This window comes from Clostridium arbusti SL206, assembly GCF_000246895.1.
Classification (GTDB): domain Bacteria; phylum Bacillota; class Clostridia; order Clostridiales; family Clostridiaceae; genus Clostridium_I; species Clostridium_I arbusti.
This window is the reverse complement of sequence record NZ_BAEV01000051.1, coordinates 1-18599: the sequence shown is the minus strand read 5'-3', so window position 1 is coordinate 18599 and position 18599 is coordinate 1. Positions and strand designations below refer to the sequence as shown.

The window sequence follows — 18599 nt, the reverse complement described above, 5'->3', positions numbered from 1 at the left end:
TATTTGCCACTTATTTGAATATGATTTGCTACAATGATATTATATATAATATACTGGAGATGATAAAATAGTATGAAAAAATCTGATTACAATAAAATTAAATATACCCTTATTATCTGTTGTGTAGCTTTTATTTTGTTTTTACTCTTTAGGTATAGGGGAATATTTACATACATAGATATGATGAAATTTAGAAGACACATATCCATTAGACATTTAAGAAACTACATTTTAAGTTATGGAAAGTTTGCAGCAGTTATTTTTGCTTTAATATATTCACTTAAACCCATTGTATTGGTAGTACCAGCATCATTATTATCTATATTGGCAGGAAATATATTTGGACCAATTTATGCTTTTATGCTGAGTATGATAGGGTGCTTCTTCTCTGCGTCTTTAGCTTTTTGGCTTGCTCACATTCTTGGAAAGCCTTTTGTGGATAAAATATTAAGAGGAAAGGTTTTTAAACTTGATGATAGAATAGAAAAACATGGATTTTTAATAATGCTTCTTATGAGATTGTCTTTTGTTTTTCCATATGATCCTCTTAGTTATGCTGCTGGACTTACAAAAATGAAATATACAGATTTTATTCTTGGAACTATGCTTGGAATAATACCAGAAATGTTATCTTATTCTTTTATGGGAAAACATTTAAATAAGCCGTTTTCATTGAAAATGTTAGTGCCAATTGCTGTAATGGTAGGAGTTGCAGTTACAGCCTCCTATTTCTATAGAAGATATAGAAAAATAAAAAGTAATTAAGTATCATAGAAAAAAACACTCTTGGTTAAAATACAACTAGGAGGTGTTTTTTATTATGAAAGTTAGCCAAATAATGACTCAAAGTGTAGCTAGTTTAAATGCAAATGATACTGTTGAAAGAGCAGCTCAGCTTATGGTGGAACACAATATTGGATCCATTCCCGTTTGTAGAGGAGAAAAAGTTGTAGGCGTTATTACAGATAGAGATATAACTCTTAGATCTGTAGCTAATGGTGAAAATGCTAAAGTACAAACTGTTAAAGAGATAATGTCATCAAATCCTGTGCTTATACAGCCTGATATGGAAGCTAATGATGCAGCTCGAATAATGAGTGAAAGACAGATAAGAAGACTTCCAGTAGTAGAAAATAGTAATTTAGTTGGTATTATTTCTCTAGGAGATATAGCAACCGATTCTACTATGAAAAATGTAGCAGAAATGACACTGTGTGAAATTTCTGAACCTTGTGTACCAATAATATAAACAGAGTTCTTTGTTTTCGATTTCTGAAACTTAGAAATCGTTATCCAGGGACGTAGCAGCCGTTATGTTTTTACGGATGGTAGTCATCGGATAAATTAATTTATAGGTATCTTGAAAAAGGTAACAAGTCAAAGGTTACGTAAATCTTTGACTTGTTATTTCTATAAAAATAACTTATAAAAAATTGGTTTTTATAAAAATTTGTGTTATTAATGTTATAATTGAATGGTAAATTTATGCTTTTACAAGTTTTTAATATAAAATTTATTGTTTAGGAGGGTTTAGTATGAATAAAGTAAAGTTTATTTATAATCCTTATTCAGGAGAAAATTCTATTGCATCAAATATAGATAAAGTTATAAGTATGCATCAAAAAAAGGGCTATACTATAATACCATACAGAATAAGTATGGTATTTAGCATAGATAAGGCCTTTGAAGATTTAGATCAGGAGTATGAATATATTCTTATAGCCGGTGGAGATGGAACTGTAGATAAAGTAGTCAATTGTATGAAAAATAATCAAATAGATATTCCAATAGCTATACTTCCTACGGGGACCGCCAATGACTTTTCAAAATTTATTGGAATGCCAAATAATATTGAAAAAGCCTGTAAACAAATACTGAATACAAGGGTAAAAGAAGTGGATTTAGGTAAAATAAATGATAAATATTTTATAAATGTAGCTAGTATGGGATTATTTACTGATATATCGCAGAAAATTGATATTAATTTAAAGAATACTATGGGGAAGTTAGCTTACTATATTAAAGGGATAGAACAACTCCCTAATTTTAAAAAATTAAAGGTTAAAGTAAAGGCAGCTGAGCATGTATTTGATGGAGATATGTATTTAATGCTTATCTTTAATGGACAAACTGCAGGAAATTTAAATTTTGCCTACAAGGCTTATGTAGATGACGGTCTTCTAGATGTAATTATAATTAAAGCTAGTAACCCGGTGGATATGTTAGGGTTACTTATAAATATGATTAAAGGGGACCATTTAAATAATAACTCAATAATGTATTTCAAAACTGATGAACTTGAAATAGAAAGTCATGAAGATATAGGTACGGACATAGACGGGGAGAGAGGACCTGATTTTCCTCTTAAAATTTCCTGCGTAAAGCATGGACTAAAAATTTTAGGTATAGAAGAATAAATACACTTTCAAATTAATATTAATAAGTAATAATAAGTTTGAGGAGAAGAATATGATAGTATATATATATCTAATTTTATTATTACTTGTTTTATTATCAGTATTATTTGGAATGAATTTATGTTTAAAAGGGCCTAAAAAAATAAGAATGCTTAGTGGTATTGTTTTAATGTTGTTATTGTTAAGATGTATATCACTTTTCATAATGTATATAAATAATAATATTAGTTATATGTACATTATGAAGCCTGTTTACTTTGTATATTTGGTATGCATGCCAATTTGTAGTGTTATATCATTGTATATTTTATTAAGACGAGATAGTATAAATTTTTTACATATTACATTAGCAGCCTTAGCCTTTATAGTAGTGTATTTTTTGTTGATTTCAAAAGTTAATATATATATAACAATGATAAACGATAGTGCATTAGGGTATACAATGAATTTAAATCATAATTTTTGGTATATAGATATAGCTTATCTTTTGATAAATATATTTTTCCTTATGCTATCAATTAATGCTATAAATAATTTAAATATAAATAAAGAAGGCATAGCTTTAATAGTTTTTTCAGCTCTGTCCACCATAATAGCAATTATCCTTCCATACCTTGGTATTAATATTATGCCACAATATGTTTGGGGAGAATTAATGTGGATATTAACTTTAGATTATTGCCTAAATAAAGTGAAGAAAAAGTAGGTTAAAATAGTTAATTTACAATAAACATGAGAAAAAGAATTAAATAAGAAGCCATGGCTATAAATAAAAAAATTGTCCGAAAAAATGAAGGAAAATTGGGGATAAAAACCTAATAATTTCCTTCATTTTTTTGTTTTGAATACATTTACATGACAATTATCAATTTGACTACTAACAACTTGTATTATATAATTGGGTTGTCAGTTAAAATGCATATGCTTAAATTAAATGCATCACAGGGATATCATAATATATTATTCAGTTAAACAAAGGTTTTTAACTGAATATGTATTCAAGATATTGACTTAATCTTATACCCACATTTTCTAATTTGTATATACGAGTGTTAACTAAATAGTCGTTATATGAAGTAGATTAATAATAACTAGAATTTTCGCAAGATACAGAATTTCAAAATGGAGGGAAAAATATGATTTTTGAAACAAAAACAGTAAACGCAGCTATTTTTGATATGGACGGAACTATGTTTGATACAGAAAGACTTAGAATGAAAATGATAAAACAGGCATCTGAAATACTTTATGGAAAGAGTATGGATGATAAGCTATTAATAGATTCTTTAGGCCTTAGTGCAAAGTCTTCAGAAAAACTTGCCAAGAGACAATATGGAGAGGACTATCCTTACAAGGAAATTCGTAAAAAAGCAGATGAATTTGAGCTGGATTATGTTAGAAAAAATGGAGTCCCCATTAAGAATGGTCTCATTGATGTTTTAGAGAGACTAAAGAAAAATGGAGTATTGCTTGCAGTTGCTACTTCAAGTAGAAGAGCTATAACAGAAGAGTATCTTATGCGTTCTAATATAATGAGCTATTTTGATATTATTGTGTGTGGGGATGAGGTGAAAAATGGAAAACCGAATCCAGAAATATTTTTAAAAGCAGCTAGTGAATTAAATTGTGAACCTTCAAATTGTTTAATACTTGAGGATTCTCAAAATGGACTTCTTGCAGCTGAAGATTCTGGAGCAATGCCTATATTTGTAAAAGATATGAAAGACCCTAAACAGGAAATCAAGGATCGTGCCTTTAAGCCATATGATAGTATGATGGATTTTTTGAATGACTTAATAAAATTCACTGCTAAAATGCCTACACCACCAAGATTAAATGAACATTTTCCACGAAGATTTAACCACATGAAGGTAGGAATTCATGGATTTGGTGCCATAGGTGGAGGTTATTTAACCCAGATTTTTTCACATTGGGATGGTTATACAAGACCCATTGAAATAATAGGTGCTACTAGAAATCACAATTTGATAGAACTAGTTAATTCTTTTGGTAAATTTAATGTTCATTATGAAAATTTAGCTTTTGATCAAACAATTACTAATGTACGACTGGTAGATATTTCAGAGGAAGAGGAAATGAAGAAGATGTATACTGAATCAGAAATAATCGGACTCAGTCTTCCAGAAGCAGCAATTAAAAAAGAGGCAGGTATTATTGCAAAAGGTTTAATAGAAAGACATAAGAATAACGGCAAAGAGATAACAATCCTTGTAATATTAAATAAAATTGGAGGAGGGTTATTTGTAAAAACTAATGTTGAAAATGCATTGAAAAATTTTGTGGGAGAAGAGGAAGCAAAGAAAATTATAGATAAAACTTTTTTTGCGGAGACAGTTGTAAACAGAATGGTTTCTAAAATCCAGAAAAATACTCTTTTAAAACAGGTACGCATGAATTTCAAAACTGTTGAAGCAAATATATCCAAAAAAGAACTGAATATTGGTTCTATTTTAGAGAATTCTTCAGAACAAAATGGCATGGATAGCAAAGAAGATAAGAAAAGGAATAAAGAAAATGATAATGGAAACAAAGATGCTAATTTAGTAAAAGATATTTCTAAAAAACTATACAATGTATCAGAAATTACGCAGGAATTATCTAAGCTGAATATTACTTTATTTAACAGTGAACCTGATATGTTATTGTATGCAAGTAAAGGGAGTCCTATTTTAGAAAGAATGAGGCAAATTAAAACTGTGGATAATATAGCGGAAATGCAGGATGTGAAAAATAAATTATCCAATGGAACTCATGCCATTATTGCCTGGTATTCAAGCCTTCTAGGTTATAAAACAATTGGTCAAGGTATGGGAGATGAACGAGTAATTTCACTTGTGAAAAGGGTAATGAAAAAAGAAATAAAACCTGCTATTGTAAAAAATAATACAGAATTAACAGGGTATGTGGACAACTTTATTGACAACTTTATTAAACGATGCAGATATTCTTTTAAGGACCCATGCATCCGTGTTGGGCGTGACCCTCTTAGAAAACTAAAAAGAGGTGAACGTGTACTTGGAACTATTAATTTAGCACAAGAAAATGATGTTCCTACTCCTATGTTGGAGTTCGGTGTTGCAGCAGGTTTACTTTATTCCATTTTATCCATTAATGAGAAGGATAAAGAATGTAAAATCATCAAGGAAATATACGATAAAGAAGAATCAATCAAAGATGTGCTCACTTATAAGGGAAATTATAATGGAAAACCATATTTGTGTTTAGATGAGCAAAAAGATGCCGATTTAATTGTAAGAATCGAAAAACAGTTTAAAGATCTCATAGATGACTATTCTAAAGAGCGTTTTGTTTCTTAGGATGAGAGTGCTGATATTTAAATATAATAGTGTTGTTCTAATAAGTAAAAATTGCTTAACCACCAGTTAGTTTATATAATATACAGCTAATTGGTGGTTTGTTTTTTTTGTGCTAGAAATTAATGGCTTAGGCATGTGAAAATAAATAGTAAGTCAAAGATGCGACGAATATTTTGAATCCAACAAGGAAACAGGTGACCATGATAGTAGGCTATCTGAGGGTTCTGCTGACGCAGTAGGATTCGAAATAGGCTAGCATACTGACTAGTTATTTATTTGAATATGCCTAACTTGGTGGGTGACAACATTTTTAGATAGACATTTTACTAGTAAATTTAAAATAATAACTTGTAATCTATAAATAAGTATTATATGATTATAATTGAATATATGAATATGATGAATTATATAAACTTAGTGAAGGAGGTAATAACTTTGAATTTAATACAAGTGATGAAGGCATTATCAGATGAAACACGTATAAGAATATTAAATATACTTAGAGATGGTGAGCTATGTGTTTGTGAGATTGAAGAGATACTGGATATTACACAGTCAAATGTGTCAAGACACTTAACAAAGCTTACCAATGCTAAAATACTTGACTATTATAAAATAGCGAAATACGTGTATTATAAGATAAATGAAAATACTACAAGTGAATATTTATTTATAAAAGAAATCATAGAAAAAGAAACAATGAAACTTCAGCAGTGTCAAATGGATTATGAAAGATTAAAAAAGTATAAGAGCAGTGGTTTAAACTGTGATGATTTGAAAGCTGGGAAGGTATGTTTTTGTAGCAATAACTAAACAATGGAGGTTTTATTATGAGTAGTAAATCATTAAAATTATCATGTCTTGACCGTTATTTAACACTATGGATTTTTATTGCAATGGGACTTGGAATATTTTTAGGCTGGGCGCTTCCTGGTTTGTCTGATGTATTGTCAAATTTATCAGTGGGGACAACATCTATTCCAATAGCTATAGGACTTATAGTGATGATGTATCCACCTCTTGCTAAAGTCAATTATAAGCAACTTGGCAAGGTTTTTCGTAATCCAAAAGTATTAGGGCTTTCATTAGTTCAAAATTGGTTTATAGGACCAGTGTTAATGTTTGTTCTAGCTGTTCTTTTTCTTAGAAATTATCCACCGTTTATGGTTGGATTAATTCTTATAGGGCTAGCAAGATGTATTGCTATGGTTATTGTATGGAACAGCCTTGCTGATGGGGATAATGAATACGCGGCTGCACTAGTAGCATTTAACTCCATATTTCAAGTAGTGTTCTATTCAATATTTGCCTATATATTTATTACTGTATTACCAAAAGCAATAGGACTTCCAGGTATGCAAGTTCATATTTCTATGGGAGAAGTAGCTCACTCAGTAATAATTTACTTGGGTATTCCATTTATTGGAGGTATGCTCACAAGATTATTTTTAGAACCTAAAAAAGGAACTGAATGGTATACTAAAAGATTTATACCTAAGATAAGTCCTTTAGCATTAATAGCTTTACTATTTACTATAGTTATAATGTTCACTTTTAAAGGAAAATATATTATAGAGCTTCCAATGGATGTTGTAAGAATTGCAATTCCTTTGATTATATACTTTATTATTATGTTCTCTATTTCCTTCTATATAAGTTATAAATCAAAAATAGATTATCATAAAACAGTTAGCTTATCCTTTACTGCTGCAAGTAATAATTTTGAACTTGCCATAGCAGTTGCAGTTGCAGTGTTTGGGATAGAGTCTAAAGAAGCATTTACTGCTGTTATAGGACCATTAATTGAAGTCCCTGTAATGATCGGACTTGTACATGTAGCTTTAATGTGGGGAAGAAAATATTTTGGATATAAGGCATCTTCAAAAAATAATTAGTCAGTATACTGTAAATAGAATTTTTACAAACTATTTTCTAGTTTAGATCAGAATTTAATTGTAGAAAAAAGTGAAATAAACATACGAGGAGAATGTATATGAAAATTCTTATAATAGGTGCTGTAGCTGGAGGAACTTCTGCAGCTGCAAAAGCAAGAAGAAATGATGAAAATGCAGAAATAAAAATATATGATATGGATTATGATATATCCTATTCTGGATGTGGCTTACCTTATTATATAGGTGAAGAAATACAGGATAGAGATGATTTAACTCCAAGAAACGCAGAATTTTTTAAGAAAAAATACAATGTAGATGTATTCAGAAGGCATGAAGTTTTAAAAATAGATACTGAGCATAAGACTTTGAATATAAAAAACTTAGATACTAATAATGTATTTGATGAAAGCTATGATAAATTAGTTATTGCAACAGGAGCAAAGCCTATAGTACCTAATATAGAGGGTGCAGAAAAGAGCAATGTTTTCTATCTAAGAAATGTTAGGCAAGCGGATAAAATAAAGGAATACATTTTAAATTATAAACCTAAATCAGCAGTGATAATAGGAACAGGATTTATTGGTGTTGAGATGACGGAAAATTTAAAAAAGCTTGGTATTGAGGTTACCCTTGTAGAAAGACTAAATCAGGTTACTCCAGGGATTGATAGTGATATGGCTGTATATGTTGAAAAGTATTTAAATAGTAAAGATATTAATTTGATTTTAGGTGATTCTGTAACAGAGTTAAGGGGAGAACCCTTTGTTAATGAAGTAGTCTTAGAAAGTGGTAAAATTTTAAATACAGATCTTGTTATAATGTCTATTGGAGTAAGACCCAATGTAGAGATTGCTAAGAAAGCTGGTATAGAACTTGGAGCCAATGGATCCATAAGGGTAAATACAAAAATGATGACAAATATAGAGAATATATATGCCTGTGGTGATTGTACTGAGAGTTTTTCTGTTATCAATAAAAAGCCACTATACAGACCACTGGGTTCAACCGCAAATAAAATGGGTAGAATAGCAGGAGATCAGCTTAACGGGGGCAGCCTTGAGTTCAGAGGGATTCTTGGTACTGGAATCTTTAAAGTTTTTGATATGACGGTTGCACAAACAGGACTCACAGAAAAAGAGGCACAAAGTGAAGGTTTTGATACTGTAGTTTGTCATAATATTAAACCGGATAAACCAAAATACTATCATGGGAAAGAGATGGTTATTAAAGCTGTTGCTGATAGAAATACAGGAAAGTTACTAGGGGTTCAAATTGTTGGATACACTGGGGTAGATAAGAGAATTGATGTATTTGTTACAGCTATAACTTTTGGAGCAAAGGTAGAAGACTTATTTCATTTGGATTTAGCTTATGCACCACCATTCTCCACAACAAAAGATCCTGTAATGTATACAGGAATGATTTTGGATAATCAGATAAACAGAGGCAGGGAATTAATAACACCAAAAGAACTTAATGAACTTAGGGAAGCTAAAAAGGATGTCATAGTAATAGACACCAGGGTAAGTAAACAATATGCAGAAGCTCATGTGGAAAATGCTATAAATATACCACATTCAGAATTTAGAGATAAAACTAAAGAATTAGATAAAGATAAGATTTTTGTGACCTACTGTAACAAGGGAGTAACGGGAAACGCAACACAAAATATATTAATAAACAATGGCTTTAAGAAAGTTTACAACCTTTCTGGAGGACATAAAAACTATAAGGCATTTGAAAATAAACTAATAAAGTGACTGTTTATTTATTTACGATGCATTAATTAAGAGGAGCGATTATTTATGAAAAAAATGATTATTTTTGAACCAGCTATGTGTTGCTCAACAGGATTATGTGGACCAGGGGTTGATCCAGAGTTATTAAGAGTATCTACAGTATTAAGTACTTTAAATAAAAAAGGTGTTTTAATTGAAAGGTATAATTTAACAAATAGTCCTCAGGCTTTTGTTGATAACAAAATAATAAATGAACTACTAAATAGTGATGGAATGGATGTACTGCCAGTTACTATAGTTGATGATAAGGTGGTAAAGACAAAGACATATCCTACTAACACTGAGTTTTGTAAATTCATTGATATACCACAAAATTATATTAGTACTGGACTTAAAATTAAGTCTAAAGGCTGCGACTGTAAAGATGGATGCTGTTAATTAAAGAAAAGAGGAATGAATATGATAAATATTTTTAATCCAAATGATATACATTTAACTAAATATCTATTTTTTACTGGAAAAGGCGGGGTAGGAAAAACATCTACAGCTTGTGGAGTTGCAGTAAATTTAGCAGATCAAGGTAAGAAAATTATGCTTATTAGCACAGATCCTGCCTCAAATTTACAGGATGTATTCAATACTAAGTTAGATAATAAAGGGGTTGCTATTAAAGAAGTTCCAAATTTAGTGGTGGCTAACTTTAGTCCGGAAGAAGCAGCAAGAGAATATAAAGAGAGTGTTGTTGGACCATATAGAGGAAAGCTTCCTGATGCAGTAATAAAAAATATGGAAGAACAGCTCTCGGGTTCTTGTACTGTAGAGATTTCAGCCTTTAATGAGTTTTCTAATTTTATAACAGATGAAAAAGCAGAAAAAGAATTTGATCATATTATATTTGATACTGCGCCAACAGGACACACCTTAAGAATGCTTCAGCTTCCATCAGCTTGGAGTAATTTTATGAATGAAAGCACTCATGGAGCATCTTGTTTAGGACAGTTATCAGGACTTGAAGGTAAAAAAGAAGTTTATAAAAAGGCAGTAAAAACTTTATCAGATAAAGAAAAAACTACTCTTATACTTGTATCACGTCCAGAAAATGTACCTTTAAAGGAAGCAGAAAGAGCATCAAAAGAATTACAGGATATAGGTATAAATAATCAATTGCTAGTTATAAATGGAGTCTTGAAAAATCATGATGATAATCTTTCAAATGAACTTTATGTAAAGCAACAGAAGGCTTTAAAAGAAATGCCTGAAGGTTTAAGCCCTTTAGAAAAATATGAAATTCCATTAAGAGCTTATAATGTAACTGGGATTGATAATATAAGAGCTTTTTTAAAGGAAGATAAGATTGAATATACTGATAAAAGTTTAAATATTAAGCAAGTTTCAAGGCTAAAGGTGGTTATTGAAGATTTATATACTACCAATAAAAAAGTGATTTTTACCATGGGAAAAGGCGGAGTTGGCAAAACTACCATAGCAGCAGCTATTGCATTAGGTCTTGCTGAAAAAGGTAAAAAGGTACATTTAACTACCACAGATCCAGCAGCACATTTAAAATTTGTTTTAGATGATAGCTATGGTATTACTTTAAGTCATGTGGATGAAAAGAAAGAATTAGAAAAGTATAAAGAAGAAGTTTTAAGAAAAGCAGAGGAAACAATGAGTGAAGAAGATATAGCTTATATAGAGGAAGATTTAAGATCGCCTTGCACTCAAGAAATTGCTGTATTTAGAGCTTTTGCAGAAATAGTTGAAAGAGCTAAAAATGAAGTAGTGGTTATTGATACTGCTCCAACTGGTCATACATTATTATTACTAGATTCTACCGAAAGTTATAATAAAGAGATACAGCGTTCTCAGGGAGATATACCAGAAGCAGTTAAAGACTTGTTGCCAAAGCTTAGAGATCCTAAAGAAACAGAGGTTGTTATTGTGACTTTAGCTGAAACTACACCTGTATATGAGGCAGCTAGGTTAGAAGAAGATTTGAATAGAGCAGGAATTAGTAGTAAATGGTGGGTTATAAATTCAAGCTTTTGGGCAGCTGATACTGTGAATAAAATACTTAGGGCTAAGGCGGCTAATGAGATAACCTGGATAAATAAGGTGAATGAAATTTCTAAGGGGAATTTTGCGGTGATTCAATGGAAAGCGGAGGAAGTGAAAGGTAAAGAGTTATTAGAATTAATTAACTAAAGTCATAAAGTCACTACAAAACTGAATTATAAAGTTTTTGTAGTGGCCTTTAAGTTAATGTAAAAGTTCAGATTGTAAATGTTCCTTATGATTTTGAAATAATTGTAGAATCCATTGAAGAAAGCGGGCTGCCACAAAAACTTGCTGAAATGATTAGAAATTGTAAAGATATATGTATAGATTAGTATACTATGTTAACTTAATTATTTTATTAATCAATATATAATATATCGAAGAAGATTGTATTTAAAGAAAGCAAAATAGTAAATTTTTATAGTGTAATGCACATTATAAAAAATAACTAGAAGAGGGTGATGGATATTCAAATAGAATCAGATTGTTCAAATGAGTTAGGAGTTGCTTAACCACCAATTAGTTTATATATATAGCTAATTGGTGGTTTTATTTTTAAATATAAAAATTATTTAATTAGTAATATACTTAAAGAGTTAAATCTAAAACTTTGTTCCATTACGATGTTTGGACGATTTGTAGTAAACAATATTGAATTTCCATTTTGGCTTATAAGATTATCAGTATAATTTATGTTTATTTGTTTCATGAATATATCAACACCTTTCATCAATAAATATTATTTAATGGGAGTTTGTACTCCTGCTGAGTTTAGATGAATTATTCAGAGATGTGCTACTGTTATCGGATAAATTTATTCTTTAAAAAGATTTAATAATTTATAATATATTGTGTGTATTATTATACACTTAAATTTATAAATATACAATGTGCTATTTTAAATTTTAATTTAAATAGAGGCATGGGATAAAATTATCTTAAACAAGTTGAAATTAAAATTGTAGATTTAATTAATGACAGATAGTGCTGGTATAGAAGGAGTTTGAGTAGAATAGATATATTATAATGAATATAATTTATTACAGCGTATATATTTAAAAATTGGTTGTAGTTTTATGTAATTAATATAAATATTTATGCATAAATATTTAGCTTCTTCCTAATGAATAAAAAAAATCTATTAAGTAAATCAAAAATTAGTTGCAATACACAATAGTTTTTTATTACAATTAAATTGAGGTGATTAAATGGAAGGCCAGGGAAGTAATTATTTGCGTGAACTGATTAGAGTATTTGTAAGAAACTTAGGAATATTGGAAAAGGGAGATGCAAGCTGCTGTGGTGTAACAATTTCACAATGTCATGCTATCGTGGAAATTGGAAGAACACAAGAAATTTCTTTAAATGAGCTTGCTGAGATATTAACCTTAGATAAAAGTACAATGAGCAGAACGATAAATAATCTTGTAGAAAATAAATTAGTAGTTAGAAAATTGCATCCAGAAGATAGACGGTACGTAACTATAAAGTTAACGGATGAAGGAATAAAGATATTTAAAAATATTGAAGAGGGAATGAAACAGTATTTTAATGCTATTTTCAATTCTATTCCAGAAAATAAAAGAGAACAAGTGCTTGATAGCTTAAAGCTGCTAATCAAAGCTGTAAGTGAAAATAAATGTTGTTAGGGGGAATTTAAATATGAAAAATAATATTAAGGGACAAGTTAAAGCCTATTACGGAGGTATAGCTAAAAAAGTAAATGCTGAAACTAAAGTTACTTGTGGGTGCGGCAGTTCATGCTGTGGAGATGATGCTGCAATTAACTCAAATCTTTACACAAAAGATTATATAGAAGGCTTACCAGAGGAAGCTATTAATGCGTCACTAGGATGTGCAAACCCTATTGTACTTGCAAATCCTCAAAAGGGAGAAGTGGTATTGGATTTAGGAAGTGGTGGTGGAATAGATGTATTTATTTCATCAAAGTATGTAGGTGAAAGTGGAAAAGTATACGGTCTTGATATGACAGATGAAATGCTTGAACTAGCAAATAAAAATAAATATAAAATGGAAGTGAAAAATGTAGAGTTTATTAAAGGATATATTGAAGACATTCCTCTTAAAAATGAAAGTGTAGATGTTATTACATCAAATTGTGTAATAAATCTTTGTGAGAGTAAAGAAGATGCATTAAGAGAGGCGTATAGAGTATTGAAAAATGGTGGAAGACTAGCAATAGCTGATGTTGTAGTTCTTAAAGATATTCCTGAGAATATAAGGAAAAGTGTTGAAATGTGGGTTGGATGTATTGCTGGTGCTTTGGAAGTTAATGAGTATAAAAAAATACTTGAAATTGTTGGATTTAAAGATATTGAAATTACTCCAGTTAATATATACACCAAAGAAATAATAGAGGATATTGCAAAACAGAAAAACTTGGGAGATGTATATAGTAAGATAGATTCTGAGCTTCTTGATGGAGCTTTTGCAGGAGCACATGTTAAGGCATATAAATAGACATCTTGGCATTAGGAGGAGGTTTTGTTTATGACATATGATGCTTAGAGATAGTTATTCAGGGACATAGCTGCTCTTTATTCCAACTTTAATGTTGTGTGAGTCGTATAATGGGAGAATTAGAGCGGGTAGTCATCGGACAAGTGGTTGGAGGAGAAAAAGATGGATTATAAAATTGATGAAATGAAAGAATGGGACTGGGAGCAAGTAGCAAAGATATATTTAGAGGGCATTAATACAGGGAAAGCAACATTTCAGACAGAAGTTCCAACTTTTGAAAATTGGAATAATGGACATATTGCTTCCTGTAGATTAGTAGCACGTTCAGTAGAAAATGATATATTGGGATGGGTTGCGTTAAGTCCCACATCAAGTAGATGTGTTTATGCAGGGGTTGCAGAAGTCAGCATATATATTGGGGAAAATTATAGAGGATTAGGCATAGGGAAAAATCTTCTTAATAGCTTAATTATAAAATCTGAAGAAGAGGGGTTCTGGACATTACAATCAGGTATTGTAAGAGAAAACACTACAAGCATAGAGCTACATAAGAAATGTGGATTTAGGAGGGTTGGCATAAGAGAAAAAGTTGCTAAAATGAGTAATGGCGTGTGGCACGATGTGGTCTTTATGGAACGTAGAAGCAAGTTTCAATGATAAATTACTTTCGAAAGTAGTTATTGAATAACCATTATGATATTTGTATATAATTTTACTAAGCATAAAATTAAGAGGGAGATAGATTTTATGACTTCATTAAATAAAGATCAAATAAATATTCTTGTGGTAGACGATGAAGAGAATATAACACTGTTTATAAAAATGGGTTTAGAGGCTGAAGGATTTAGTGTACATACTGCAGCTGACGGTATTGAGGCAGTGTGCTTAGCAAAAAAATTAAAGCCCAATATTATAATATTAGATATAATGATGCCTGGCATGAGTGGTTATGAGGTATGCTCTGCAATAAAGAAATCAATTAAGACATCAATTATCATGCTTACTGCTAAAGAAGAAATTGATGATCGTGTTAAGGGATTAAATTTAGGTGCAGATGATTATATGATAAAACCTTTTAGTTTTAAGGAGTTATTAGCAAGAATTAATGCAAGACTTCGTAATAGTTTTCCAGAATTGACTGATGTATTGTTTATAGGAGATTTTTCAATTAATGATGGTACTCATGAAATTTCTTTTCAAAATAAGATTTTAGGGCTATCTCCAACAGAGTATAATTTACTTAAACATTTATTGATAAATAATGGATTAGTACTGAGTAAAGCTGAAATACTTGAAAAAGTTTGGGGGTATGATTTTAATGGAGAAGAAAATATAGTAGAGGTATATATTAGATATTTACGCGATAAGATTGGAGATAAGGAGCATAAAGTTATCTGTAATGTGCGTGGAGTAGGTTACAGGGTGGTAATATAAATGAAAAAGCTGAGAAATATATTGAAAACTAATAGTCTAAAGTGGCAATTATTATCTAGATTTTTTTTAATATTAATATTACTATTAGTTATAATTGGAGTATTACAATATGTAACCATGAAAGAATATCTATATGGTGGTAAAGAGCAGGTTTTAGATTCAAGGTTTCATAATATTGATGAATACAACTTACAACAAATACAAACGGAAAAATCTGTAATAGAGAATTCAAATAATCTTATAGATAAAACAATTGATTCAAATATGAGTGCAGCAGTTATAGATATTAATGGAAATCGTATAGCAGGTGCCAGTAAAGGAGTGAGCAATACAGAACTTCATGATATTAGTAAATCAAAAAAACAGGATAGACTAAAAGAGACTATTCCTATTCCTAGGTTATTACAAGATGATTATAAAAAACTATTTAAGAAAAGAGGAACTCTAGAGGGCTATACGTTAGTTAAAGACGAAAATAATAATCTGCAAATAGTAGCTTTTCGCAAAATTGGAGATTTACATTCACCATCAGGTTTAATACAATTAAGTATTTCAGCAAAACCTGTTCAAGATATACTTTACCGTCAGTTGTATACCTATGTAATGGTTTCAATTTTAACATTAATTATGGGAGGAATATTTGGTACCAAAGTATTTAAATATACTTTAAAGCCTCTTTATAATATGACTAATATTGTAGAAAATATTAATGTTGGACAACTAAATACTCGTTTACCAGTATACAATAGACAATTAGAAATTAATAAACTATCAAGTGCATTTAATACTATGCTGGGAAAAATAGAAGCATCATTTAAAAAGGAACAATACATTAAAGAAAAGATGAGGCAGTTTATTTCTGATGCTTCCCATGAGTTAAGGACTCCGCTTACTTCCATTCATGGTTTCACAGAAGTTTTGCTAAGAGGAGCGGCAAAAAATGAAGAACAATTAAATTTAGCATTAAATAGTATCTTGATGGAAAGTGAGAGACTTAATAAATTGGTTAATGATTTATTATTGTTGACTAGATTAGATCAGCATGTTCCAATAAAAATGAATAAAGAAAATATTAATGACATTATACATGAAATATATCCACAGTTGAAAATACTTTCAGGAGAAAGAAAAATAGAATTACAATTAAGGGATAATGCGTTAGCTTATGTTAATAGAAATCAGATAAAACAAGTTATTTATAACCTGGTGCAAAATGCTGTACGTCATACAGATGAGGAAAAAGGTGCTATAAGTATTAGTACAGATTATGAAGATGATTTCATTGTACTAAAGATTAAAGACAACGGAATAGGAATATCTAAAGAAAATATTAATAAAGTATTTGATAGATTTTTTCGAAGTGAGTCACATAGATCACGTAAATACGGTGGATACGGCTTGGGGCTTTCAATAGTTAAATCTATAATAGATGATCACTACGGGAAAATTGAAGTGAGCAGTGAATTAGGAATAGGTACTATCTTTTCTGTATATTTAAAGAATGTATCTTGAAAGTAAAAAATTATGAATAATTTCTAAAGCAATAAAAACACTATGAAATTTGATTAAAATTGTTTAAATTTCATAGTGTTTTTTAAATTTTCAAAAGTTTAATTATAATTCTAAATACAAAATATCTTATATTTTGGCCTGATTTAATGCATTCTGTACTGCTTCTGTAATTCCATTGCTACTATATGTGGCCCCAGAAACTGAATCTATTTGAGTAGATTGAGCTGAAATTATTTCATCTTGTACTGAATTATAAGCTCTATCATAAAAATCTGGTGTATCTTCATTTGACACTGTTTTAATATCGGAAATTTTACCACCATTTACAGTAACTGAGATCTTAGTTGTACCACCTCTAAAACCAGTGCCGGTTCCGGTGTATGTTCCATCTTTATATTTACCTTGAGTAGTTGTAGCATCTCTGTTGATAGGTGTTTCACTACTTGTTGTACTACTTGTACTACTACTAATAGGTGCATTATTTTCTGTTGTTGTATCACTATTTTGAGTTGATGGGGAACTACTTGTTGGTGCGGTAGTGTTACTTTCGGATGAAGTACTTGCTACTGCACTACTCAATGCATTTTGTACCGCTTCCATAATTCCGTTGCTACTGTATGTAGCGCCTGAAACAGCATCTACTTTAGATGATTGAGCCGAAATTATTTCATTTTGTATTGAATCGTACGCTCTTTGATAGTAGTCTGGTGTATCCTCATCTGATATTGTTTGAATACTAGCAATTTTACCATTACTTACAGTAACTGAAATCTTAGTTGTACCACCGCTAAAACCAGTACCAGTTCCAGTATATGTTCCATCTTTATATTTTATTTGAGGTACAGATCTACTAGCACTTGCGGAAATGGTTGTTGGAAAATTCTTACTGACAATTTTCCCGGCCATATTATTGGCAGAGTATAATCCGGCAAAAGCAACTATAGCAATTGAACTAGCCAGTGATGGGTTAATATTTTCATCACAAATAGTTGTCTTAGTGTTATTTCTAGGACATTTTTCTATACATTTTAAACAATTTATACATTCTCCTCCTCTTACATTTTGGAGTTTATAGAGTTCTATTCCCATTGAACAATTATTTGTGCATACTCTACATTTGCCACATTTATCAGAAGGTTTATTTATTTTAAATATACTAATCTTTGATATTATCGTAAATACAGCACCTAGAGGACATAAATATCTACAGAAAAATCTTTCGATAAATATTGCACCAAAGCCTATTAATATTAGGACACCAAATCCAATTGGATAATTCGATACAACCTGTGACAGATTATTTATTTGTGCAAAAGCATTCCAAGGACTAAAGCTTCCAAACGCCTTACTGCCCATTGTCCATATAAAAATTACTATAAATAATAAAACTAAATATTTTGTATACTTTAATATAGCATCTATGTTTTTATCAATTTTAAATTTAGTTCTAAATATTTTTTTTGATATAATATATATAAAATCATTAAAAGCTCCAAATGCACAAAACCAACCACAGAAAAAATCTGCTTAATACTACAGTTAAAACCACAATTGTTAAAACTGTCATCAAATTAGGAAATGCTTGAAGAAAAATTAAATTTTCCACTAATAATCATGGAATATATTTGTCCTAATTGACTAAAAGTTAAAGTAAAAAGACCTGGAAGTAAAAATAAAAAAATAATTTGAACAAAAACTCTAAATATTTGTATCAATACTACGTGT

At 30.1% G+C, this 18599-nt stretch carries 17 protein-coding genes; 15 read left to right on the top strand and 2 right to left on the bottom strand.

All coding sequences use genetic code 11. The features are described from left to right. Positions 1-72 precede the first annotated feature (72 nt). The 10 genes from RH99_RS10445 (at position 73) to arsA (ending at position 11594) form a co-directional block, all read left to right on the top strand. Positions 73-765, top strand: a complete 693-nt coding sequence (locus tag RH99_RS10445; protein WP_010237530.1) for a TVP38/TMEM64 family protein — start codon at positions 73-75, stop codon at positions 763-765. 55 nt (positions 766-820) lie between these two features. Further along, positions 821-1249, top strand: a complete 429-nt coding sequence (locus tag RH99_RS10440) for a CBS domain-containing protein (RefSeq protein WP_010237528.1) — start codon at positions 821-823, stop codon at positions 1247-1249. Positions 1250-1535: 286 nt separating this feature from the next. Beyond that, positions 1536-2417, top strand: a complete 882-nt coding sequence (locus RH99_RS10435) for a YegS/Rv2252/BmrU family lipid kinase (RefSeq protein ID WP_010237526.1) — start codon at positions 1536-1538, stop codon at positions 2415-2417. A gap of 508 nt (positions 2418-2925) precedes the next feature. Continuing rightward, positions 2926-3123: a hypothetical protein gene (locus RH99_RS19740; RefSeq protein ID WP_243441483.1), complete on the top strand. Its 198-nt coding sequence runs from the start codon at positions 2926-2928 to the stop codon at positions 3121-3123. A 430-nt stretch (positions 3124-3553) separates the two neighbouring features. Further along, entirely contained in the window at positions 3554-5755 is a 2202-nt protein-coding gene (gene mtlD / locus RH99_RS10425) for a bifunctional mannitol-1-phosphate dehydrogenase/phosphatase (protein ID WP_010237524.1), read from the top strand. A 435-nt stretch (positions 5756-6190) separates the two neighbouring features. Beyond that, positions 6191-6568 carry an ArsR/SmtB family transcription factor gene (locus RH99_RS10420; protein WP_010237521.1) on the top strand — a complete coding sequence of 126 codons (378 nt, stop codon included), beginning with the start codon at positions 6191-6193 and terminating at the stop codon, positions 6566-6568. A gap of 17 nt (positions 6569-6585) precedes the next feature. Continuing rightward, on the top strand, positions 6586-7650 hold the full coding sequence (arsB, locus tag RH99_RS10415) for an ACR3 family arsenite efflux transporter (RefSeq protein WP_010237517.1): 1065 nt from the start codon (positions 6586-6588) through the stop codon (positions 7648-7650). A gap of 98 nt (positions 7651-7748) precedes the next feature. Next, a complete protein-coding gene (locus tag RH99_RS10410) occupies positions 7749-9410 on the top strand; it encodes an FAD-dependent oxidoreductase (protein ID WP_010237514.1) in 1662 nt (553 codons plus the stop codon). A gap of 45 nt (positions 9411-9455) precedes the next feature. Next, positions 9456-9827, top strand: coding sequence for an arsenite efflux transporter metallochaperone ArsD (arsD, locus tag RH99_RS10405; RefSeq protein ID WP_010237512.1), 372 nt, complete (start codon positions 9456-9458; stop codon positions 9825-9827). A gap of 21 nt (positions 9828-9848) precedes the next feature. Then, positions 9849-11594: an arsenical pump-driving ATPase gene (gene arsA / locus RH99_RS10400; protein ID WP_010237510.1), complete on the top strand. Its 1746-nt coding sequence runs from the start codon at positions 9849-9851 to the stop codon at positions 11592-11594. 421 nt (positions 11595-12015) lie between these two features. On the opposite strand, the gene RH99_RS19230 is transcribed toward arsA, so the two are convergent. Beyond that, complete coding sequence (locus tag RH99_RS19230; RefSeq protein WP_158511945.1) at positions 12016-12177, bottom strand: hypothetical protein; 162 nt, start codon at positions 12175-12177, stop codon at positions 12016-12018. 478 nt (positions 12178-12655) lie between these two features. Between RH99_RS19230 and RH99_RS10395 the strand changes: the two genes are divergently transcribed. The 5 genes from RH99_RS10395 (at position 12656) to RH99_RS10375 (ending at position 16874) form a co-directional block, all read left to right on the top strand. Continuing rightward, positions 12656-13096, top strand: a complete 441-nt coding sequence (locus tag RH99_RS10395; RefSeq protein ID WP_010237508.1) for a MarR family winged helix-turn-helix transcriptional regulator — start codon at positions 12656-12658, stop codon at positions 13094-13096. 13 nt (positions 13097-13109) lie between these two features. Continuing rightward, the gene (arsM, locus tag RH99_RS10390) at positions 13110-13928 is read left to right on the top strand and encodes an arsenite methyltransferase (RefSeq protein ID WP_010237506.1); all 819 of its coding nucleotides are present in this window, start codon (positions 13110-13112) and stop codon (positions 13926-13928) included. A 162-nt stretch (positions 13929-14090) separates the two neighbouring features. Continuing rightward, on the top strand, positions 14091-14585 hold the full coding sequence (locus RH99_RS10385) for a GNAT family N-acetyltransferase (protein ID WP_010237504.1): 495 nt from the start codon (positions 14091-14093) through the stop codon (positions 14583-14585). Between the two features lie 90 nt (positions 14586-14675). Continuing rightward, positions 14676-15362: a response regulator transcription factor gene (locus RH99_RS10380; RefSeq protein ID WP_010237502.1), complete on the top strand. Its 687-nt coding sequence runs from the start codon at positions 14676-14678 to the stop codon at positions 15360-15362. Next, on the top strand, positions 15363-16874 hold the full coding sequence (locus RH99_RS10375) for a sensor histidine kinase (RefSeq protein ID WP_010237499.1): 1512 nt from the start codon (positions 15363-15365) through the stop codon (positions 16872-16874). A 126-nt stretch (positions 16875-17000) separates the two neighbouring features. Here RH99_RS10375 and RH99_RS10370 read toward each other — a convergent pair whose 3' ends face one another. Further along, complete coding sequence (locus RH99_RS10370; RefSeq protein ID WP_010237496.1) at positions 17001-18230, bottom strand: FMN-binding protein; 1230 nt, start codon at positions 18228-18230, stop codon at positions 17001-17003. Positions 18231-18599 lie beyond the last annotated feature (369 nt).